Origin of the sequence: Altererythrobacter sp. BO-6 (genome assembly GCF_011047315.1) — a bacterium.
In the GTDB taxonomy this organism is placed as follows: Bacteria; Pseudomonadota; Alphaproteobacteria; order Sphingomonadales; family Sphingomonadaceae; genus Erythrobacter.
The window spans coordinates 859,212-872,408 of record NZ_CP049259.1 but is presented as its reverse complement, the minus strand read 5'-3'; the positions used below and the strand labels follow the sequence as shown (position 1 = coordinate 872,408).

General features: G+C 62.0%; 20 protein-coding genes. 8 read left to right on the top strand and 12 right to left on the bottom strand.

Going from position 1 to position 13,197, the window contains the following annotated elements:
* Positions 1 to 16 precede the first annotated feature (16 nt).
* Entirely contained in the window at positions 17 to 535 is a 519-nt protein-coding gene (locus tag G6N82_RS04310) for a sterol desaturase family protein (protein WP_165194064.1), read from the top strand.
* Between the two features lie 6 nt (positions 536 to 541).
* Here G6N82_RS04310 and G6N82_RS04305 read toward each other — a convergent pair whose 3' ends face one another.
* The 12 genes from G6N82_RS04305 to G6N82_RS04250 all read right to left on the bottom strand — a co-directional run bounded on the left by G6N82_RS04305 (position 542) and on the right by G6N82_RS04250 (position 5,572).
* Entirely contained in the window at positions 542 to 1,480 is a 939-nt protein-coding gene (locus G6N82_RS04305) for an NAD(P)H-binding protein (RefSeq protein WP_206520290.1), read from the bottom strand.
* Complete coding sequence (locus tag G6N82_RS04300) at positions 1,473 to 1,820, bottom strand: YbaN family protein (RefSeq protein ID WP_165194061.1); 348 nt, start codon at positions 1,818 to 1,820, stop codon at positions 1,473 to 1,475. Before G6N82_RS04300 ends, G6N82_RS04305 begins: the two co-directional genes overlap by 8 nt.
* Before the next feature lie 14 nt (positions 1,821 to 1,834).
* Complete coding sequence (locus tag G6N82_RS04295) at positions 1,835 to 2,242, bottom strand: SufE family protein (RefSeq protein WP_165194057.1); 408 nt, start codon at positions 2,240 to 2,242, stop codon at positions 1,835 to 1,837.
* Between the two features lie 25 nt (positions 2,243 to 2,267).
* Positions 2,268 to 2,501, bottom strand: a complete 234-nt coding sequence (locus tag G6N82_RS04290; RefSeq protein WP_165194055.1) for a hypothetical protein — start codon at positions 2,499 to 2,501, stop codon at positions 2,268 to 2,270.
* A 29-nt stretch (positions 2,502 to 2,530) separates the two neighbouring features.
* Positions 2,531 to 2,821 carry a hypothetical protein gene (locus tag G6N82_RS04285; RefSeq protein WP_165194053.1) on the bottom strand — a complete coding sequence of 97 codons (291 nt, stop codon included), beginning with the start codon at positions 2,819 to 2,821 and terminating at the stop codon, positions 2,531 to 2,533.
* Positions 2,818 to 3,132: a hypothetical protein gene (locus G6N82_RS04280; protein ID WP_165194051.1), complete on the bottom strand. Its 315-nt coding sequence runs from the start codon at positions 3,130 to 3,132 to the stop codon at positions 2,818 to 2,820. The genes G6N82_RS04285 and G6N82_RS04280 overlap by 4 nt, the downstream gene beginning before the upstream one ends.
* Complete coding sequence (locus tag G6N82_RS04275) at positions 3,132 to 3,455, bottom strand: hypothetical protein (protein WP_165194049.1); 324 nt, start codon at positions 3,453 to 3,455, stop codon at positions 3,132 to 3,134. The genes G6N82_RS04280 and G6N82_RS04275 overlap by 1 nt, the downstream gene beginning before the upstream one ends.
* Positions 3,455 to 3,736 (bottom strand): hypothetical protein, encoded by a 282-nt coding sequence (locus G6N82_RS04270; RefSeq protein WP_165197955.1) that lies wholly within the window; start codon positions 3,734 to 3,736, stop codon positions 3,455 to 3,457. The genes G6N82_RS04275 and G6N82_RS04270 overlap by 1 nt, the downstream gene beginning before the upstream one ends.
* A gap of 55 nt (positions 3,737 to 3,791) precedes the next feature.
* On the bottom strand, positions 3,792 to 4,169 hold the full coding sequence (gene pspC, locus G6N82_RS04265; RefSeq protein ID WP_165194047.1) for an envelope stress response membrane protein PspC: 378 nt from the start codon (positions 4,167 to 4,169) through the stop codon (positions 3,792 to 3,794).
* A complete protein-coding gene (gene pspB, locus G6N82_RS04260) occupies positions 4,166 to 4,465 on the bottom strand; it encodes an envelope stress response membrane protein PspB (RefSeq protein WP_165194045.1) in 300 nt (99 codons plus the stop codon). Before pspB ends, pspC begins: the two co-directional genes overlap by 4 nt.
* A gap of 4 nt (positions 4,466 to 4,469) precedes the next feature.
* Entirely contained in the window at positions 4,470 to 5,348 is an 879-nt protein-coding gene (gene pspA, locus G6N82_RS04255; protein WP_346773751.1) for a phage shock protein PspA, read from the bottom strand.
* A 65-nt stretch (positions 5,349 to 5,413) separates the two neighbouring features.
* Complete coding sequence (locus G6N82_RS04250) at positions 5,414 to 5,572, bottom strand: hypothetical protein (protein ID WP_165194043.1); 159 nt, start codon at positions 5,570 to 5,572, stop codon at positions 5,414 to 5,416.
* A gap of 149 nt (positions 5,573 to 5,721) precedes the next feature.
* Here G6N82_RS04250 and pspF point away from each other — a divergent pair, with 149 nt between their 5' ends.
* The 7 genes from pspF (at position 5,722) to rbfA (ending at position 13,190) form a co-directional block, all read left to right on the top strand.
* Positions 5,722 to 6,777 (top strand): phage shock protein operon transcriptional activator, encoded by a 1,056-nt coding sequence (gene pspF, locus G6N82_RS04245; RefSeq protein ID WP_165194041.1) that lies wholly within the window; start codon positions 5,722 to 5,724, stop codon positions 6,775 to 6,777.
* 163 nt (positions 6,778 to 6,940) lie between these two features.
* Positions 6,941 to 7,501 carry a ribosome maturation protein RimP gene (rimP, locus tag G6N82_RS04240; RefSeq protein ID WP_165197951.1) on the top strand — a complete coding sequence of 187 codons (561 nt, stop codon included), beginning with the start codon at positions 6,941 to 6,943 and terminating at the stop codon, positions 7,499 to 7,501.
* Positions 7,501 to 9,135, top strand: coding sequence for a transcription termination factor NusA (nusA, locus tag G6N82_RS04235; RefSeq protein ID WP_165194039.1), 1,635 nt, complete (start codon positions 7,501 to 7,503; stop codon positions 9,133 to 9,135). Before rimP ends, nusA begins: the two co-directional genes overlap by 1 nt.
* A complete protein-coding gene (locus G6N82_RS04230; RefSeq protein WP_165194037.1) occupies positions 9,116 to 9,853 on the top strand; it encodes a DUF448 domain-containing protein in 738 nt (245 codons plus the stop codon). Before nusA ends, G6N82_RS04230 begins: the two co-directional genes overlap by 20 nt.
* Positions 9,854 to 9,868: 15 nt before the next feature.
* Positions 9,869 to 12,352, top strand: a complete 2,484-nt coding sequence (gene infB / locus G6N82_RS04225) for a translation initiation factor IF-2 (protein ID WP_165194035.1) — start codon at positions 9,869 to 9,871, stop codon at positions 12,350 to 12,352.
* Positions 12,352 to 12,789, top strand: coding sequence for a PaaI family thioesterase (locus G6N82_RS04220; protein ID WP_165197949.1), 438 nt, complete (start codon positions 12,352 to 12,354; stop codon positions 12,787 to 12,789). The genes infB and G6N82_RS04220 overlap by 1 nt, the downstream gene beginning before the upstream one ends.
* Positions 12,789 to 13,190: a 30S ribosome-binding factor RbfA gene (gene rbfA / locus G6N82_RS04215; RefSeq protein ID WP_165194032.1), complete on the top strand. Its 402-nt coding sequence runs from the start codon at positions 12,789 to 12,791 to the stop codon at positions 13,188 to 13,190. The genes G6N82_RS04220 and rbfA overlap by 1 nt, the downstream gene beginning before the upstream one ends.
* The last annotated feature ends 7 nt before the right edge of the window (positions 13,191 to 13,197 follow it).

Genomic DNA, 13,197 nt, shown 5'->3' with positions numbered 1-13,197 from the left:
CTATATCCACTGGAGTATGGAAATCGCTATTCCTCTCTTGATTGTTGTCGCCACCATCCTGGCGATGGAATTCGTCGCCTGGTCGAGCCACAAATACATCATGCACGGCTTTGGCTGGGCTTGGCATCGCGACCACCATGAGCCGCACGACAAGACTTTCGAGAAGAACGATCTTTACGGCGTGGTTGGCGCGGTAATGAGCATTTCGATGTTCATGTGGGGCAGTCCGCTGGTCGCTGGCGAGGCGGCATGGTTGCCGGCCACCTGGATTGGCGTGGGCATCCTTGGCTACGGGATCATCTACACGCTGATCCATGACGGGCTGGTACATCAGCGTTATTTCCGCTGGGTGCCCAAGCGCGGCTATGCCAAGCGGCTCGTGCAGGCGCACAAGCTCCACCATGCCACGATCGGCAAGGAGGGCGGGGTAAGCTTCGGCTTTCTGTTTGCGCGCGATCCGGCCAGGCTGAAGGCGGAATTGAAGCAGCAGCGCGAGGCGGGCATCGCCGTCGTGCGTTCGGCCGATCTCGGCTAGGGCACGTTAGCGCTCGGGCGACTCTTCGACCAATTGCGTATAGTGATCGAATAGCGTCTCGCTGCCGGCTTCGGGTGTGGCCGCTTCGTCATAACGCCCGGCAGTTTCGTCCCACACCAGCATGCTCTCGGTCGCATAGTAGCGCCCGATCCGTGCATATTCCGCCTTGTCGGCAACGGATTGCGAAAACCTGCCCACGACGCCTAGCGCGGCGATAATCACATCTAGCAGGGCCGGGGGAACGCGCCGGTAGCGCGGCGGCTGGCCAGTCAATTCGAACAGCTTTGCGCCCTGCTCCAGCGGCGTGATCGCTGGCCCGGGTCCGCCAATCGGCAGGATCCGGTTGTGGCACTGTGGATCGTCGATGCAGCTTACAATGTAGCGCGCCAGATCGGTATCGCTGATCGGCTTGCAGCGGGTTATCTCGCCATTGCCGAACAGCAGGAACGGTTTGCCTTGCCTTACCCGTTCCACCTGACCTGAGAGCGACTTGAAGAAGGCGGTCGGGCGCACGACCGACCAGGTCAGGCCGGGATCGATCAGTTCCCGCTCGAACGCCAGCTTGGCCCGCTGGAATGCAAGGCGCGGCTTCTGCACGCAGATGGCGGAAAGCAGGATCATCTGCGGCACGCCCGCCGATTTGGCTGCGGAAAGGATGTTGCTGTTCGCCTGATAATCGATTGCCCGGGCATCGCGCGGAGTGCCGCTGCGCGAGGCGAGGCAGGAGATGACCGCGTGAAACGGGTCACCCGAAAATGCGTTTTCCCGCACGGAATCAACCGATGAAACGTCCGCCGTCTGGCAAATGTAGCCCGCAAGCTCCGGGCAATTCTCGGCTCCGGAGCGCACCACGCAGACCGGTTCGAACCCCGCTTCGGCCAAAGCATGCGCCACGGCCCGGCCGATCGTGCCGGTCGCGCCGAACAGCAGGACGCGCCTACTCATTGCGGGTCCAGATCCATCCGCCGGCGATGACAAGGATTGCGATGGATATCCAGTACCAGGGATCGCCCAGCGTATACCATGTGAAGACAGTGCCTGCGCTCATCGCACCGAGCGCCATGGTTTTTGCTCGGCGGTTGATGGCGCGGCGCTCGCGCCAGTCGCGCACCTGCGGCCCCCAATGCGGGTGGTCCATGATCTTCTTCTCCCACGCCGGATTGCTGCGCGCGAAACAGAACACAGCCACCAGCAGGAACGGCACTGTGGGCATGATCGGCAAGAATGCGCCAATCGCCGCCAACCCAACGGAAATGATACCCCCCGCCGCGTATAGCGGGCGCATGTCAGCTGCTCCACTCAGGCATCGGCCAGCCGCGCGGCATGTTCGCGGACCAGCGCGATCATGTTGGGCACACCCTGGGTGCGGTTGGAGGAGAGTTGGCTTTTGAGATCGAAGGGTTCAAGCGCTGCGGTAACATCGAGCGCGGCAACTTCGCGCGCTGGCTTGTCTTGCACGGCTGCTATGACCAGCGCGACGATCCCCTTGGTGATCGCGGCGTTGCTGTCTGCCAGGAAGTGGAGCTTGCCGTCCGCTTCCGTGGGATAAACCCATACGCTGGCGGAGCAGCCGCGCACCAGCGTCGCATCGGTTTTCAGCGCATCGGGCATCGGGTCAAGCTCGCGCCCAAGCTCGATCAGCAGGCGATAGCGTTCATCGCCCTCAAGGAACTCATATTCTTCGTAGATATCTTCGAGCGATCGCATGCTGTGCGCATCTAGGCGCTTTGGCTCACAAATCCACCCCGCTGGCGATCGCTTCGAGCTTTTTGATACGTTCCTTGAGATCGGCGATCTCGATCCGGGCGGCGCCTACGCTGACGCCGCCTTCGATTTCGCGCGGGACCGCGTCAAGCTCACGCTGCTTCAGCGCCAGCCAGCCTTGCCACGCCTTGAGCAGCGCGAACGCGACCACGCAAAGGCCGACAAGCGAGGCGGCGGCGATAATCAATGTCGGTTCGAACATATCCCTCATGTCCTCCTTGAACCTGTGACCTAATTGCCGTGTTGGCCCTGCTGGTCACGCAGGCTTTCGATTTCTTCGGCGATCCGCCGGGTTTCGCGTGCTTCGATCGTATTGCCTTCGGTGGCGATCCGTTCCAGCACCTTGATGCGTTCGCGCAAATCATCGACTTCGCGCTCAAGCTGCTGTTCGCGTGCGCTTGGCAGGTGAGACTGGCCCTGCTCGCCATCGCGCAATCTGCGGCCACCGCGATGGCGCGAGCGCATCACGCCGGCAATTGCGGTGATCAATACGATGAGGACGACGGCCGAGGCCCAACTCATCGTGCAATCTCCCGCTTTTCCGAAATGGCATCCATTTCGTGCAGGTCGCGCAGTTGCTCGATCTGGCTGGCAAGCGCGTGGTTGCTGTCGGTAGCAATCCGTTCAAGCACGCGCACCCGCTCTTCCAGCTTGCGATGTGCCTCGACGTCGGCATTGGAACGACTGGCCTTGGCTTCCTCGATACGTGCCTTGAGTTCCAGCTTGCGTTCTTCATGCTCCACCGTACGGCGGTGAATGGTAAAGGCGAACGGGAAGACGATCAGGCAAACTGTAAGGACAAAAGCGAAAATGAGAAGCAGATCGACATTCATCAGTTGACCCCCTTCTCTTCACGCAGTCGCTCGATTTCGTGGGTCAGGTGATAGCCGCTGTCTGTGACGATCCGTTCCACATTGGCCAAACGGTCCTTCATCGACCCAAGTTCGGCGCGCAGTTGGGCGTTTTCCTGAGTCAGCAGTTTGACACGCTCGATCGCTTCGTCATTCTTCTTGGGGTAGACCGCCTGGCCCCAGGCGCCATCGAGCGGATAGCCGTTCTTGACCCTGATCCACGTGTTGGCGACCCATGCGATGGACATAGCCACCATCCCACCGCCGATCACCGGGGCAAGAACCGAGAGTGCTGCAGCATCCATCACGCGCGCTCCTTGCTGTTCATGGTCAGCGGCACACCACTGCCCTGGTCATCCACCCGGCGCTGGTCGCGCAACGCCTCGATTTGCGTCGCCACGTCATAGCCCTTGTCGGTGACGATCCGCTCGAGCACTTGCACCCGGTCCTCAAGCAGCTGGATCTTGCTGGCATATTGCGCAGCCTTTTCAGCGGTATTCTCTGCAGTAGCGGTGATCTGCAGTTTGGCGATCTTCTGCTGGTGGCTTGTCCAGATGGCCAGCATTGGAATGCCGAAAACCATCATGATCGCGAAGATCGGTATAAATTCTTCCACGGCGTGATCCTCCCTTTGCGTATCCTTAGCGCAGGCGCTCGATTTCAGCGGTCAGGCGCGGGTTGCTGCTGACATAATAGTGCTCGACCTCGGCCAGGCGGCGGTCGACGTCGCGAAAGCGGGCGCGGATTTCGCGTGCGGTGCGCTTGGGGCTCTGGCGGACACGCTGCCAATATTGCTGCTCGTCCTTGTCGACATAGAGATGCGGCGGCTTCTTGCTCAGCAGCATTCCAGCAATGAAATAGGCAGGCAGCAGGATTGGGGCGACCGTGAACAACAGGATCAGAAAGCCCAGGCGAACCCAAAGTGCATCGACACCGGTGTAGTCGGCGATCCCCGAACACACACCCATCAGCTTGGCATTGTGCTTGTCGCGGTAAAGCGTTGTGCGAGGGCTGTTCATCGTGCGCTTCCTTTCTTTTCGGCCATCAGTTGTTCGAGCTCGCGCAGCTGCTGATTATCGGTTTCGCGGTTTTCCTGCAGGCGCTTGGGCTGGAAGCCCGGGTCGTCGCTGGCGACCAGCCGCTCGACCGTGTCCATCCGCTCGTCGAGACGCTTGGCAAGGCTGTACAGCTCTTCCAGCAGCACTTCGTCGTCAGTCGTGATCGTCGCAGCGGTCTTCCAGCGGGTGATATAGTGGAGGATGATCCACGGCAGCCCGATAAATATGCAAATGACTGCAATCCAACCTTCGTCCATCTGATCAGCCCTCCTTCTCGGCGCTGCCCTTGCCCAGCGCCTTCTTCAGTTCTTCAAGTTCGTTATCGATCGCGTCGGCACCTTCGAGCGCAGCGATCTCGTCTGCCAGCGTCAGCTTGCCGCTGCCGTCGGCAATCTGCAGCGCTTCGGCGCGGCCTTCGGCATAGTCGACCCGGCGTTCCAGCTGATCGAAGCGGGCCAGCGCCTCATCGGTGCGCTCGGTGCTCATCAGCGTGCGCAGTTTGACCCGGTTCTCCGCGCTTTCGAGGCGGGCGGCGATTGCAGTCTGGCGGCTACGCGCCTCGCGCAGACGGTGCTGCAGCTTCTGGATGTCTTCCTCGTAAGCGCGCAGTGCGTCGTCGAGCACGGCGATTTCCTGCTTGAGCTGGTCGGCCATGTCGGCCGCCTTCTTCTTTTCGACCAGTGCCGCGCGGGCTAGGTCTTCACGATCCTTGCTCAGCGCCAGCTGCGCCTTGTCCGCCCAGTCGGCCTGCAGCCGGTCGAGCTTGACGATATGGCGATGCATTTCCTTCTGGTCCGCAATGGTGCGCGCCGCGCTGGCCCGCACTTCCACCAGCGTCTCCTCCATCTCGAGGATGATCATGCGGATCATCTTGGCCGGGTCATCGGCCTTGTCGAGCATGTCGTTGAAGTTGGCGGCAATGATATCGCGGGTACGGCTGAAAATGCCCATGAAGGCTACTCCGTTGAAGAAACTGTCATCATCATTCGAGCGAGCGCTCGACTGCGTCGGAGTCGGGCTCTGGCGCAGGCGTTCGATCTCTGCATCAAGCCGCGAACGCTTGACAAGGCGTTCGGGCGAGAAGGGTTGGGCCGGAGCGTCGGCGCCGCGACTGGATGTGGCGCCAGCTGGGTTGCTCATACCTGAGGATTTCAGGGGGGGGACTGAGCGCTCCGGCCCGAGGGGGGTATCTTTGGTTGGACCGGTCATGCCAGTTCAACCAGCTCGCCCTGCGCGCAGACCACAGCGGCCTGGGCGGGGGAAGCATACATCTGCGTGCTGAGGGCGACGAACGCGACCATTGCAGCAATGCTGACCATTGCGGCCTGTCCCAGCTTGCTCTGGAAGAACCGGCGATCGTACATTTCAAAGCCTCCTTGCTATACGTTCACATAACAGCAAGGGGCGTGCCAAACCAAAAAAACAATTTAAATACATATTGATAGAGGATTTCCTGAATTTTCAACATGGCGTATCTTGCCAAGGATTGGGAAATATCACTATAGATTGGCCTGTGGAGCGCGATAACCAGTTCATCGGCCAATCGGGGGCCTTCCTTGACGCGGTCGAGCGCGCCAGCCGCGCTGCGCCGATGAGCCGCCCGGTGCTGGTGATCGGAGAGCGCGGGACCGGCAAGGAGCTCATCGCCGAACGCCTTCATCGCCTTTCGACCCGGTGGGATGAACCGCTGGTGGTGATGAACTGCGCCGCCTTGCCGGAAACGCTGATCGAAGCGGAACTGTTCGGGCACGAAGCTGGGGCATTCACGGGTGCTACCAGAGCGCGCGCGGGAAGGTTCGAAGAAGCCGACAAAGGTACGCTGTTTCTCGACGAACTGGGCAATCTGTCGATGGCGGCGCAAGAGCGGCTGCTGCGCGCGGTGGAATATGGCGAAGTGACCCGGATCGGTTCGTCGCGCCCGATCCGCGTGGATGTGCGGATTGTCGCAGCGACCAATGACGACCTGCCGAAAATGGCCGAGCGAGGCGATTTCCGGGCCGACCTGCTTGACCGGCTGAGCTTTGAAGTGATCACTCTGCCGCCGCTCCGCGTGCGCGAAGGGGACGTGGGTGTTCTCACGGACTATTTCGGGCGGCGGATGGCAGCTGAGCTGGCCTGGCGCGAATGGCCCGGATTTGCACCACATGTGCAGCGCCAGCTGGAAGAATATCAGTGGCCCGGTAATGTCCGCGAATTGCGTAATGTGATCGAGCGCGCGGTGTACCGGTGGGAGGATACCGGCGAGCCGATCGGGCATGTCCAGTTCGATCCGTTCGATAGTCCTTGGAAGCCGTCAGCGCCTTCGCATCGCACAGACCTGCCATCGCAGTCGAACTCGGCCAGGTCTGGGCGGGACGTGGCCCATAGCGGTGCCGGTGCAGCAGACCTCGACGCGATCGATGATCTACGCGGCGCGGTCGATGCTCATGAGCGGGCGATCGTCGAGCACGCGCTCGGCAAGCATCGCTGGAACCAGCGGCAGACGGCAAAAGCGCTCGGTCTGACTTATGACCAGTTGCGCCACTGCATCAAGAAGCATGGTCTGATGCAGGAAGAGGCGGAGAACTGAAGCGTCATCCACTGCGCAGCCACAATTCTGTCATTGCATTTGGCTTTGCATGCGCCTATCTGCACGCCATCCCGACATTGTCGATACAAGGTTTGGATGCTGGCGCCGCAAGGGGCCGGCCCAAAACGCCTTTGTCATCAATGCCATGCAGAACGGAGACCGAATGGCGGACATCGCGCGCCTGACGCAGATCATCGAGCCCGAAGCGCAAGCTCTCGGCTTCGATCTCGTGCGCGTGAAGATGATGCCGTCCGAAGCCGGCGATGGCGGCATGGCGCTGCAGGTGATGGCGGAAGACCCCGCTACCGGGCAGTTGGTGATTGACCAGTGCGCGGCGCTCAGTCGCCGTGTGTCCGATGCGATCGACGCTGCCGAGGAAGCCGGTGAAGTGCTGGTTGAAGGGGCCTATCACCTGGAAGTGAGCAGCCCCGGGATTGATCGGCCGCTGACCCGGCCCAAGGATTTTGCCAACTGGGCAGGGCATGAGGCCAAGTTCAGCATGGACAAGAGCTGGGACGGCCAGCGCAATTTGCGCGGCATCCTGCAAGGTATTGAAGGTGACGCGGTCACCATCGAAGATCGCAAGGCAGGCGCGGTTTCCGTGCCGCTGGCGATGATCCATTCGGCAAAGCTGGTCTTGACCGACGAGCTGATTGCCGCCACCCGACCGCTCGATGTGAGCGGTGCTGAAGACATCGTTGAAGAAGAAGAGGCTGAAGACTGATGGCCACTGCAATTTCCGCCAACAAGGCTGAGCTGCTCGCGATTGCGAACGCGGTCGCTTCGGAAAAGATGATCGACAAGTCGATCGTTATCGAAGCCATGGAAGAAGCAATCCAGAAAGCTGCGCGCGCGCGCTATGGTGCGGAGAACGACATTCGCGCCAAGCTGGACCCGCAGACCGGCGACCTGCGCCTGTGGCGCGTGGTCGAAGTGGTCGAGGAAGTGGACGACTATTTCAAGCAGGTTGACCTCAAGCAGGCACAGAAGCTCGACAAGGATGCGAAGATCGGTGACTTCATCGTCGACCCGCTGCCGCCGGTCGACCTTGGCCGCATCGACGCGCAGAGCGCCAAGCAGGTGATCTTCCAGAAGGTCCGCGATGCCGAGCGCGAGCGCCAGTACGAGGAATTCAAGGATCGCGCGGGCGAGATCATCACCGGCGTGATCAAGTCAGTCGAATTCGGACACGTCATCGTCAATCTCGGTCGCGCCGAAGGCGTGATCCGCCGCGATCAGCAGATCCCGCGCGAAGCCGCTCGCACCGGCGAACGCGTGCGCGCGCTTATCACCAAGGTCGAGCGCAACAATCGCGGCCAGCAAATCTTCCTCAGCCGCGCCCATCCGGACTTCATGAAGAAGCTGTTTGCGCAGGAAGTGCCTGAGATTTATGACGGCATCATCGAGATCAAGGCCGCCGCTCGCGATCCGGGCAGCCGCGCGAAGATCGGCGTGATCAGCCATGACTCCAGCATCGACCCGGTCGGCGCCTGCGTCGGCATGAAGGGCAGCCGTGTGCAGGCTGTGGTGCAGGAACTTCAGGGCGAGAAGATCGACATCATCCCCTGGAGCGAAGACACCGCGACTTTCGTCGTGAATGCGCTGCAGCCGGCCACGGTCGCCCGCGTGGTGCTCGACGAGGAAGAGGGCCGCATCGAAGTGGTCGTGCCCGATGACCAGCTGTCGCTGGCGATCGGTCGCCGCGGCCAGAACGTGCGCCTCGCCAGCCAGCTTACCGGTCACCAGATCGACATCATGACCGAGGAAGAGGCGAGCGAGAAGCGCAGCAAGGAATTCGCCGAGCGTTCGAAGATGTTCGAGGAAGAACTCGACGTCGACGAAACGCTGTCGCAGCTGCTGGTGGCTGAAGGCTTCGCCGAGCTCGAAGAAGTTGCCTATGTCGAGCTTGAAGAGCTGGCGTCGATCGAAGGCTTCGACGAGGAACTGGCCGAAGAACTGCAGAACCGCGCCAAGGAAGCGCTTGAGCGTCACGAAGAGGCCGCACGTGCCGAACGTCGTGAACTGGGCGTGGAAGATGCGCTGGCTGAAATGCCGCACCTGACAGAGGGAATGCTGGTCACGCTGGGCAAGGCCGGCATCAAGACGCTCGACGACCTGGCTGATCTTGCGACCGATGAACTGATCGCCAAGAAGCGCGAAGCACCGCGTCGCCGCCAGAGCGCGGACGGCCCGCCGATGCGTCGCCCCTCGATCCGCGAGCAGGACAAGGGTGGTGTCCTAGGCGAATACGGCCTTACCGAAGAGCAGGGCAACGAGATCATCATGGCTGCCCGCGCGCACTGGTTCGATGACGAACCGGCAACCCAGGAGGCCGCCGATGCGGACTCCACCCAATGAGCGCGTAGCGTCAGACATCGTTGACGTGCCGAAGGGCCGGAAGGATTCCGGCCCTGAGCGGCGCTGTATCCTTTCCGGGGGGCATGGCGCGCGCGCTGCGCTGCTGCGCCTGGCGATTTCTCCGGACGGGTTGGTACTGCCCGATCCGCACGCCAAGGCCCCCGGGCGCGGCGCATGGATCGGCGTGGGCCGCAGCCAGCTTGAAACGGCCATTGCCAAGGGCCAGCTTAAGGGAGCTTTGGCGCGTGCCTTTAAAGGGGCAAAGCTGGAAATCCCGGCAGATTTGTCGGCACGGGTGGAAACAGCGCTGACCAAATCGCTGCTAGACCGGTTGGGCCTGGAACTGCGTGCCGGGCATGTTGTGCTGGGCACTGCAAGGATCGAAGAACAGGCGCGCACCGGACGGCTCGAACTGCTGCTGCACGCCGCCGACGCCAGCGAGGACGGGCGAAAGAAGCTCGACCAGGCATGGCGCGTAGGGCGGGATATAGAGGGCAGCGGCGAACGCGGCATCGTCTTGCCACTGGACCGGGCGGCTTTGTCTGTGGCATTGGGCCGCGACAATGTCGTCCACCTGGCGCTTAATGACAGCGCTGCGGCGGGGCGAGTCGAGGGGGCCTTGGCACGCCTGCTGCATTATCTGGAGGGCAATTTGCCTTCCGAAACCATTGGTGGCCAGGCCTCTCCCGGTCGCCAGGACGAACAATTGAACGCGTAAGGACGTACGAGCTAAATGAGCGACGAAGAGAAAAAACCTGCCCGCAAGCCGCTGACCCTGAAGGGCGCGCAACCTGGCGAGGTCAAGCAGACCTTCAGCCACGGCCGCACCAACAAGGTCGTGGTCGAGGTCAAGCGTCGCCGCATGATCGGCAAGCCGGGTGAGGCGCCTCCGCCGCCGCCACCTCCACCGCCGCCTCCGCCGCCCGCCGCTGCCGCGCCAAAGCCAGCGGTCAAGAAGCCGAGTCCTTCGGCGGAGACTCCGCAAGAGCGGGTCGCTCGCCTGCAGCGCGAGGCTGAGGAAGAACGTCTGCGGCTCGCCGAAGAGGCGCGCAAGCGTGATGAAGAGGAAGCCCGCCGCGCAGCCGAAGAAGAGAAAAAGCGCGCAGAGGTTAACCGCAAATCGGAAGCCGAGGCTGAAAAGCGCGCTGTCGAAGTTGCGCCCGAAGAAGTCGAGGTTGAGGAAACACCGGCAGCGGCGCCTGCCGGCGACGGCACGCCCACCCCGGCTCCGCGCAGGTTCACGCCGGTCGAACGGCCTGAGCCAAAGCGGCCCGAGAAGAAAAAGAAGGAAGAAAAGCCTGTGCGCGGGGCCGAACGGCCAGATAACCGCCGTTCGGGCAAGCTGACGGTTACCCGTGCGCTGAATGAGGACGAGGGCCGCCGCGCCCGCAGCCTTGCCGCGCTCAAGCGCGCTCGCGAGAAAGAGCGCCGGTTGCACGGCGGGCCCAGCGCGCCGCGCGAGAAGCAGGTGCGCGACGTGGTCGTGCCGGAAGCGATCACCGTTCAGGAGCTTGCCAACCGCATGGCCGAAAAGGGCGCGGACCTGGTGAAGGCGCTGTTCAACATGGGTATGATGGTCACCGTCAACCAGACGATCGATCAGGATACGGCCGAACTGCTGGTCGAGGAATTCGGCCACAACATCACCCGCGTGTCGGCAAGCGATGTCGATATCGACACGTCGGAAGACACCGATCCGGAAGAAACGCTGAAGCCGCGTCCCCCGGTCGTGACGATCATGGGCCATGTCGACCACGGCAAGACCTCGCTGCTCGATGCGCTGCGCGGTACCGATGTGGTCAAGGGTGAAGCCGGCGGCATCACCCAGCATATCGGTGCCTACCAGATCACTACGAAGAGCAAGGACAAGATCACCTTCCTCGACACACCTGGCCACGCAGCCTTTTCCGAAATGCGTGCGCGCGGCGCCAATGTGACCGATATCGTGGTGCTGGTGGTGGCAGGCGACGATGCGATCATGCCGCAGACGATCGAGGCTATCAATCACACCAAGGCGGCGGGTGTACCGATGATCGTGGCGATCACCAAGTCGGACAAGCCCGAATTCAACCCGCAGAAGGTGCGCGAACGCCTGCTCGAGCACGAAGTCATCGTCGAGGCGATGTCGGGCGATGTGCAGGACGTCGAAGTGTCGGCCAAGACCGGGGCGGGGCTGGACGAGCTGATCGAGAAGATCCTGCTGCAGGCGGAACTGCTCGAACTCAGAGCCAACCCGGATCGTGATGCAGAGGCAACCGTGATCGAAGCGCAGCTCGACAAGGGCCGCGGCCCGGTCGCGACAGTGCTTGTCACCCGCGGCACGCTGAAGCGCGGCGATACCTTCGTCGTGGGTACGGAAAGCGGGCGCGTGCGCGCGCTGGTTGACGACAAGGGCAAGCAGATCAAGGAAGCAGGGCCGTCAGTGCCGGTCGAAGTGCTGGGCCTGGGCGGCGTGCCTGACGCAGGCGATCAGCTGACCGTGGTCGAGAACGAACAGCGTGCCCGCGAAGTGGCGCAGTATCGCCAGGAAAAGGCGACTGCAAAGCGCACCGCGCTGGCCCCCACCAGCTTCGATACGATGTTCTCGAACCTCAAGAGCGACGTGATTGAATTTCCGGTGGTGGTTAAGGCCGATGTGAAGGGCTCGGTCGAAGCGATCAATTCAGCGCTGCACAATTTGTCGAATGACGAGATCAAGGTCCGCGTGCTGCATGCAGGCGTTGGCGCGATCACGGAAAGTGATGTGACGCTGGCGGCGGCTTCAGGCGCGCCGATCATCGGCTTCAACGTCCGGCCCAACCCCAAAGCGCGCCAGCAGCTGGAGAAAGACAAGGTGCGGATGATGTATCACGACGTGATCTATCACCTCACCGAGGAAATCGCGAAGGAGATGGCCGGCGAGCTTGGTCCGGAACGGATCGAAACTGTCGTTGGCCGCGCCGAAGTCAAGCAGGTGTTCCCGGCGGGCAAAAAGGACAAGGCTGCCGGTCTGCTGGTGCTCGAAGGAGTCATCCGCAAGGGCCTCCACGCGCGCCTTACCCGCGAAGATGTCATCGTGTCGAAAACGACGATCGCTTCGCTGCGGCGGTTCAAGGACGATGTGGACGAAGTCCGCGCAGGCATGGAATGCGGCGTGGTGCTGGAAGACACCAACGACATCAAGGCTGGCGATACGCTTGAAGTGTTCGAAGTCGAGGAGCGTGAGCGGACGTTGTGATGCAGTCGGGCGAATGGACCGGCGATAACGGTTCGCCGCACACTGCACTGCTTGGATCGGAATTCGTCGGGTTCGACGAAGCGACATCCACCGCCACCATGCGCTTCACGGTCATGCCGCAGATGACCACCTGGCGCGGCGGCGTGCAGGGTGGGCTGGTGGCAGGCTATCTCGATGATGTGATGGGCTATGCCTATGTCGCCATGACTGGCGGCGAGCAGGCCCCGCTCAACCTCGAGATATCGATGCAACTGCTCGGACTATTGCCCGAAGGCGCTACGATCATCGGCAAGGGCCGGGTAGTGCGCGCCGGGCGCCGCGTGGTGTTCCTTGAGGGCGAATTGCTGAGCGAAGAGGGGACGGTGCTGGCGCGTGCAACCTCGACCGCCATTCCCACCGCGCGTCCGGTGCCGCCGCCACATGGGGGGCAAAGCTGATGGCGCGGCAGCAATTCACGCCTGAACAGCATTCGGTCCGCGTGCTCAAGGTGGCCGAGCGGGTGCGGCATATCCTCAGCGAATTGCTCGCGCGGCAGGAAGTGCATGACGAGCGCGTTTCCGCCGCCAATATCGCCGTCACCGAAGTGCGCATGACACCGGACCTGAGGAATGCGATCGCCTATGTGAAGCCGCTGCTGGGCAAGGACGAAGGCGAGATCGTTACCGCGCTGCGCCAGAACACTGCCTTCCTGCAAAAGGAAGTGGCCAAGCGGCTAGGGCTGAAATTCGCGCCCAAACTGAAGTTTCGCGCCGATGAAAGCTTTGACGAGGCCGACCGGATCGAGCGTTTGCTGCGCGATCCCAAGGTTGCGCGCGATCTTGGCGAGGACAGCGAATAGCCAGCCG

What these genes read in the sequence shown, in the direction of transcription:
- G6N82_RS04310 (WP_165194064.1), top strand. Translation starts at nt 17, where the DNA reads ATGGAAATCGCTATTCCTCTCTTGATTGTTGTCGCCACCATCCTGGCG.
- G6N82_RS04305 (WP_206520290.1), bottom strand. Translation starts at nt 1,480, where the DNA reads ATGAGTAGGCGCGTCCTGCTGTTCGGCGCGACCGGCACGATCGGCCGG.
- G6N82_RS04300 (WP_165194061.1), bottom strand. Translation starts at nt 1,820, where the DNA reads ATGCGCCCGCTATACGCGGCGGGGGGTATCATTTCCGTTGGGTTGGCG.
- G6N82_RS04295 (WP_165194057.1), bottom strand. Translation starts at nt 2,242, where the DNA reads ATGCGATCGCTCGAAGATATCTACGAAGAATATGAGTTCCTTGAGGGC.
- G6N82_RS04290 (WP_165194055.1), bottom strand. Translation starts at nt 2,501, where the DNA reads ATGTTCGAACCGACATTGATTATCGCCGCCGCCTCGCTTGTCGGCCTT.
- G6N82_RS04285 (WP_165194053.1), bottom strand. Translation starts at nt 2,821, where the DNA reads ATGAGTTGGGCCTCGGCCGTCGTCCTCATCGTATTGATCACCGCAATT.
- G6N82_RS04280 (WP_165194051.1), bottom strand. Translation starts at nt 3,132, where the DNA reads ATGAATGTCGATCTGCTTCTCATTTTCGCTTTTGTCCTTACAGTTTGC.
- G6N82_RS04275 (WP_165194049.1), bottom strand. Translation starts at nt 3,455, where the DNA reads ATGGATGCTGCAGCACTCTCGGTTCTTGCCCCGGTGATCGGCGGTGGG.
- G6N82_RS04270 (WP_165197955.1), bottom strand. Translation starts at nt 3,736, where the DNA reads ATGATGGTTTTCGGCATTCCAATGCTGGCCATCTGGACAAGCCACCAG.
- pspC (WP_165194047.1), bottom strand. Translation starts at nt 4,169, where the DNA reads ATGAACAGCCCTCGCACAACGCTTTACCGCGACAAGCACAATGCCAAG.
- pspB (WP_165194045.1), bottom strand. Translation starts at nt 4,465, where the DNA reads ATGGACGAAGGTTGGATTGCAGTCATTTGCATATTTATCGGGCTGCCG.
- pspA (WP_346773751.1), bottom strand. Translation starts at nt 5,348, where the DNA reads ATGAGCAACCCAGCTGGCGCCACATCCAGTCGCGGCGCCGACGCTCCG.
- G6N82_RS04250 (WP_165194043.1), bottom strand. Translation starts at nt 5,572, where the DNA reads ATGTACGATCGCCGGTTCTTCCAGAGCAAGCTGGGACAGGCCGCAATG.
- rimP (WP_165197951.1), top strand. Translation starts at nt 6,941, where the DNA reads ATGGCGGACATCGCGCGCCTGACGCAGATCATCGAGCCCGAAGCGCAA.
- nusA (WP_165194039.1), top strand. Translation starts at nt 7,501, where the DNA reads ATGGCCACTGCAATTTCCGCCAACAAGGCTGAGCTGCTCGCGATTGCG.
- G6N82_RS04230 (WP_165194037.1), top strand. Translation starts at nt 9,116, where the DNA reads ATGCGGACTCCACCCAATGAGCGCGTAGCGTCAGACATCGTTGACGTG.
- infB (WP_165194035.1), top strand. Translation starts at nt 9,869, where the DNA reads ATGAGCGACGAAGAGAAAAAACCTGCCCGCAAGCCGCTGACCCTGAAG.
- G6N82_RS04220 (WP_165197949.1), top strand. Translation starts at nt 12,352, where the DNA reads ATGCAGTCGGGCGAATGGACCGGCGATAACGGTTCGCCGCACACTGCA.
- rbfA (WP_165194032.1), top strand. Translation starts at nt 12,789, where the DNA reads ATGGCGCGGCAGCAATTCACGCCTGAACAGCATTCGGTCCGCGTGCTC.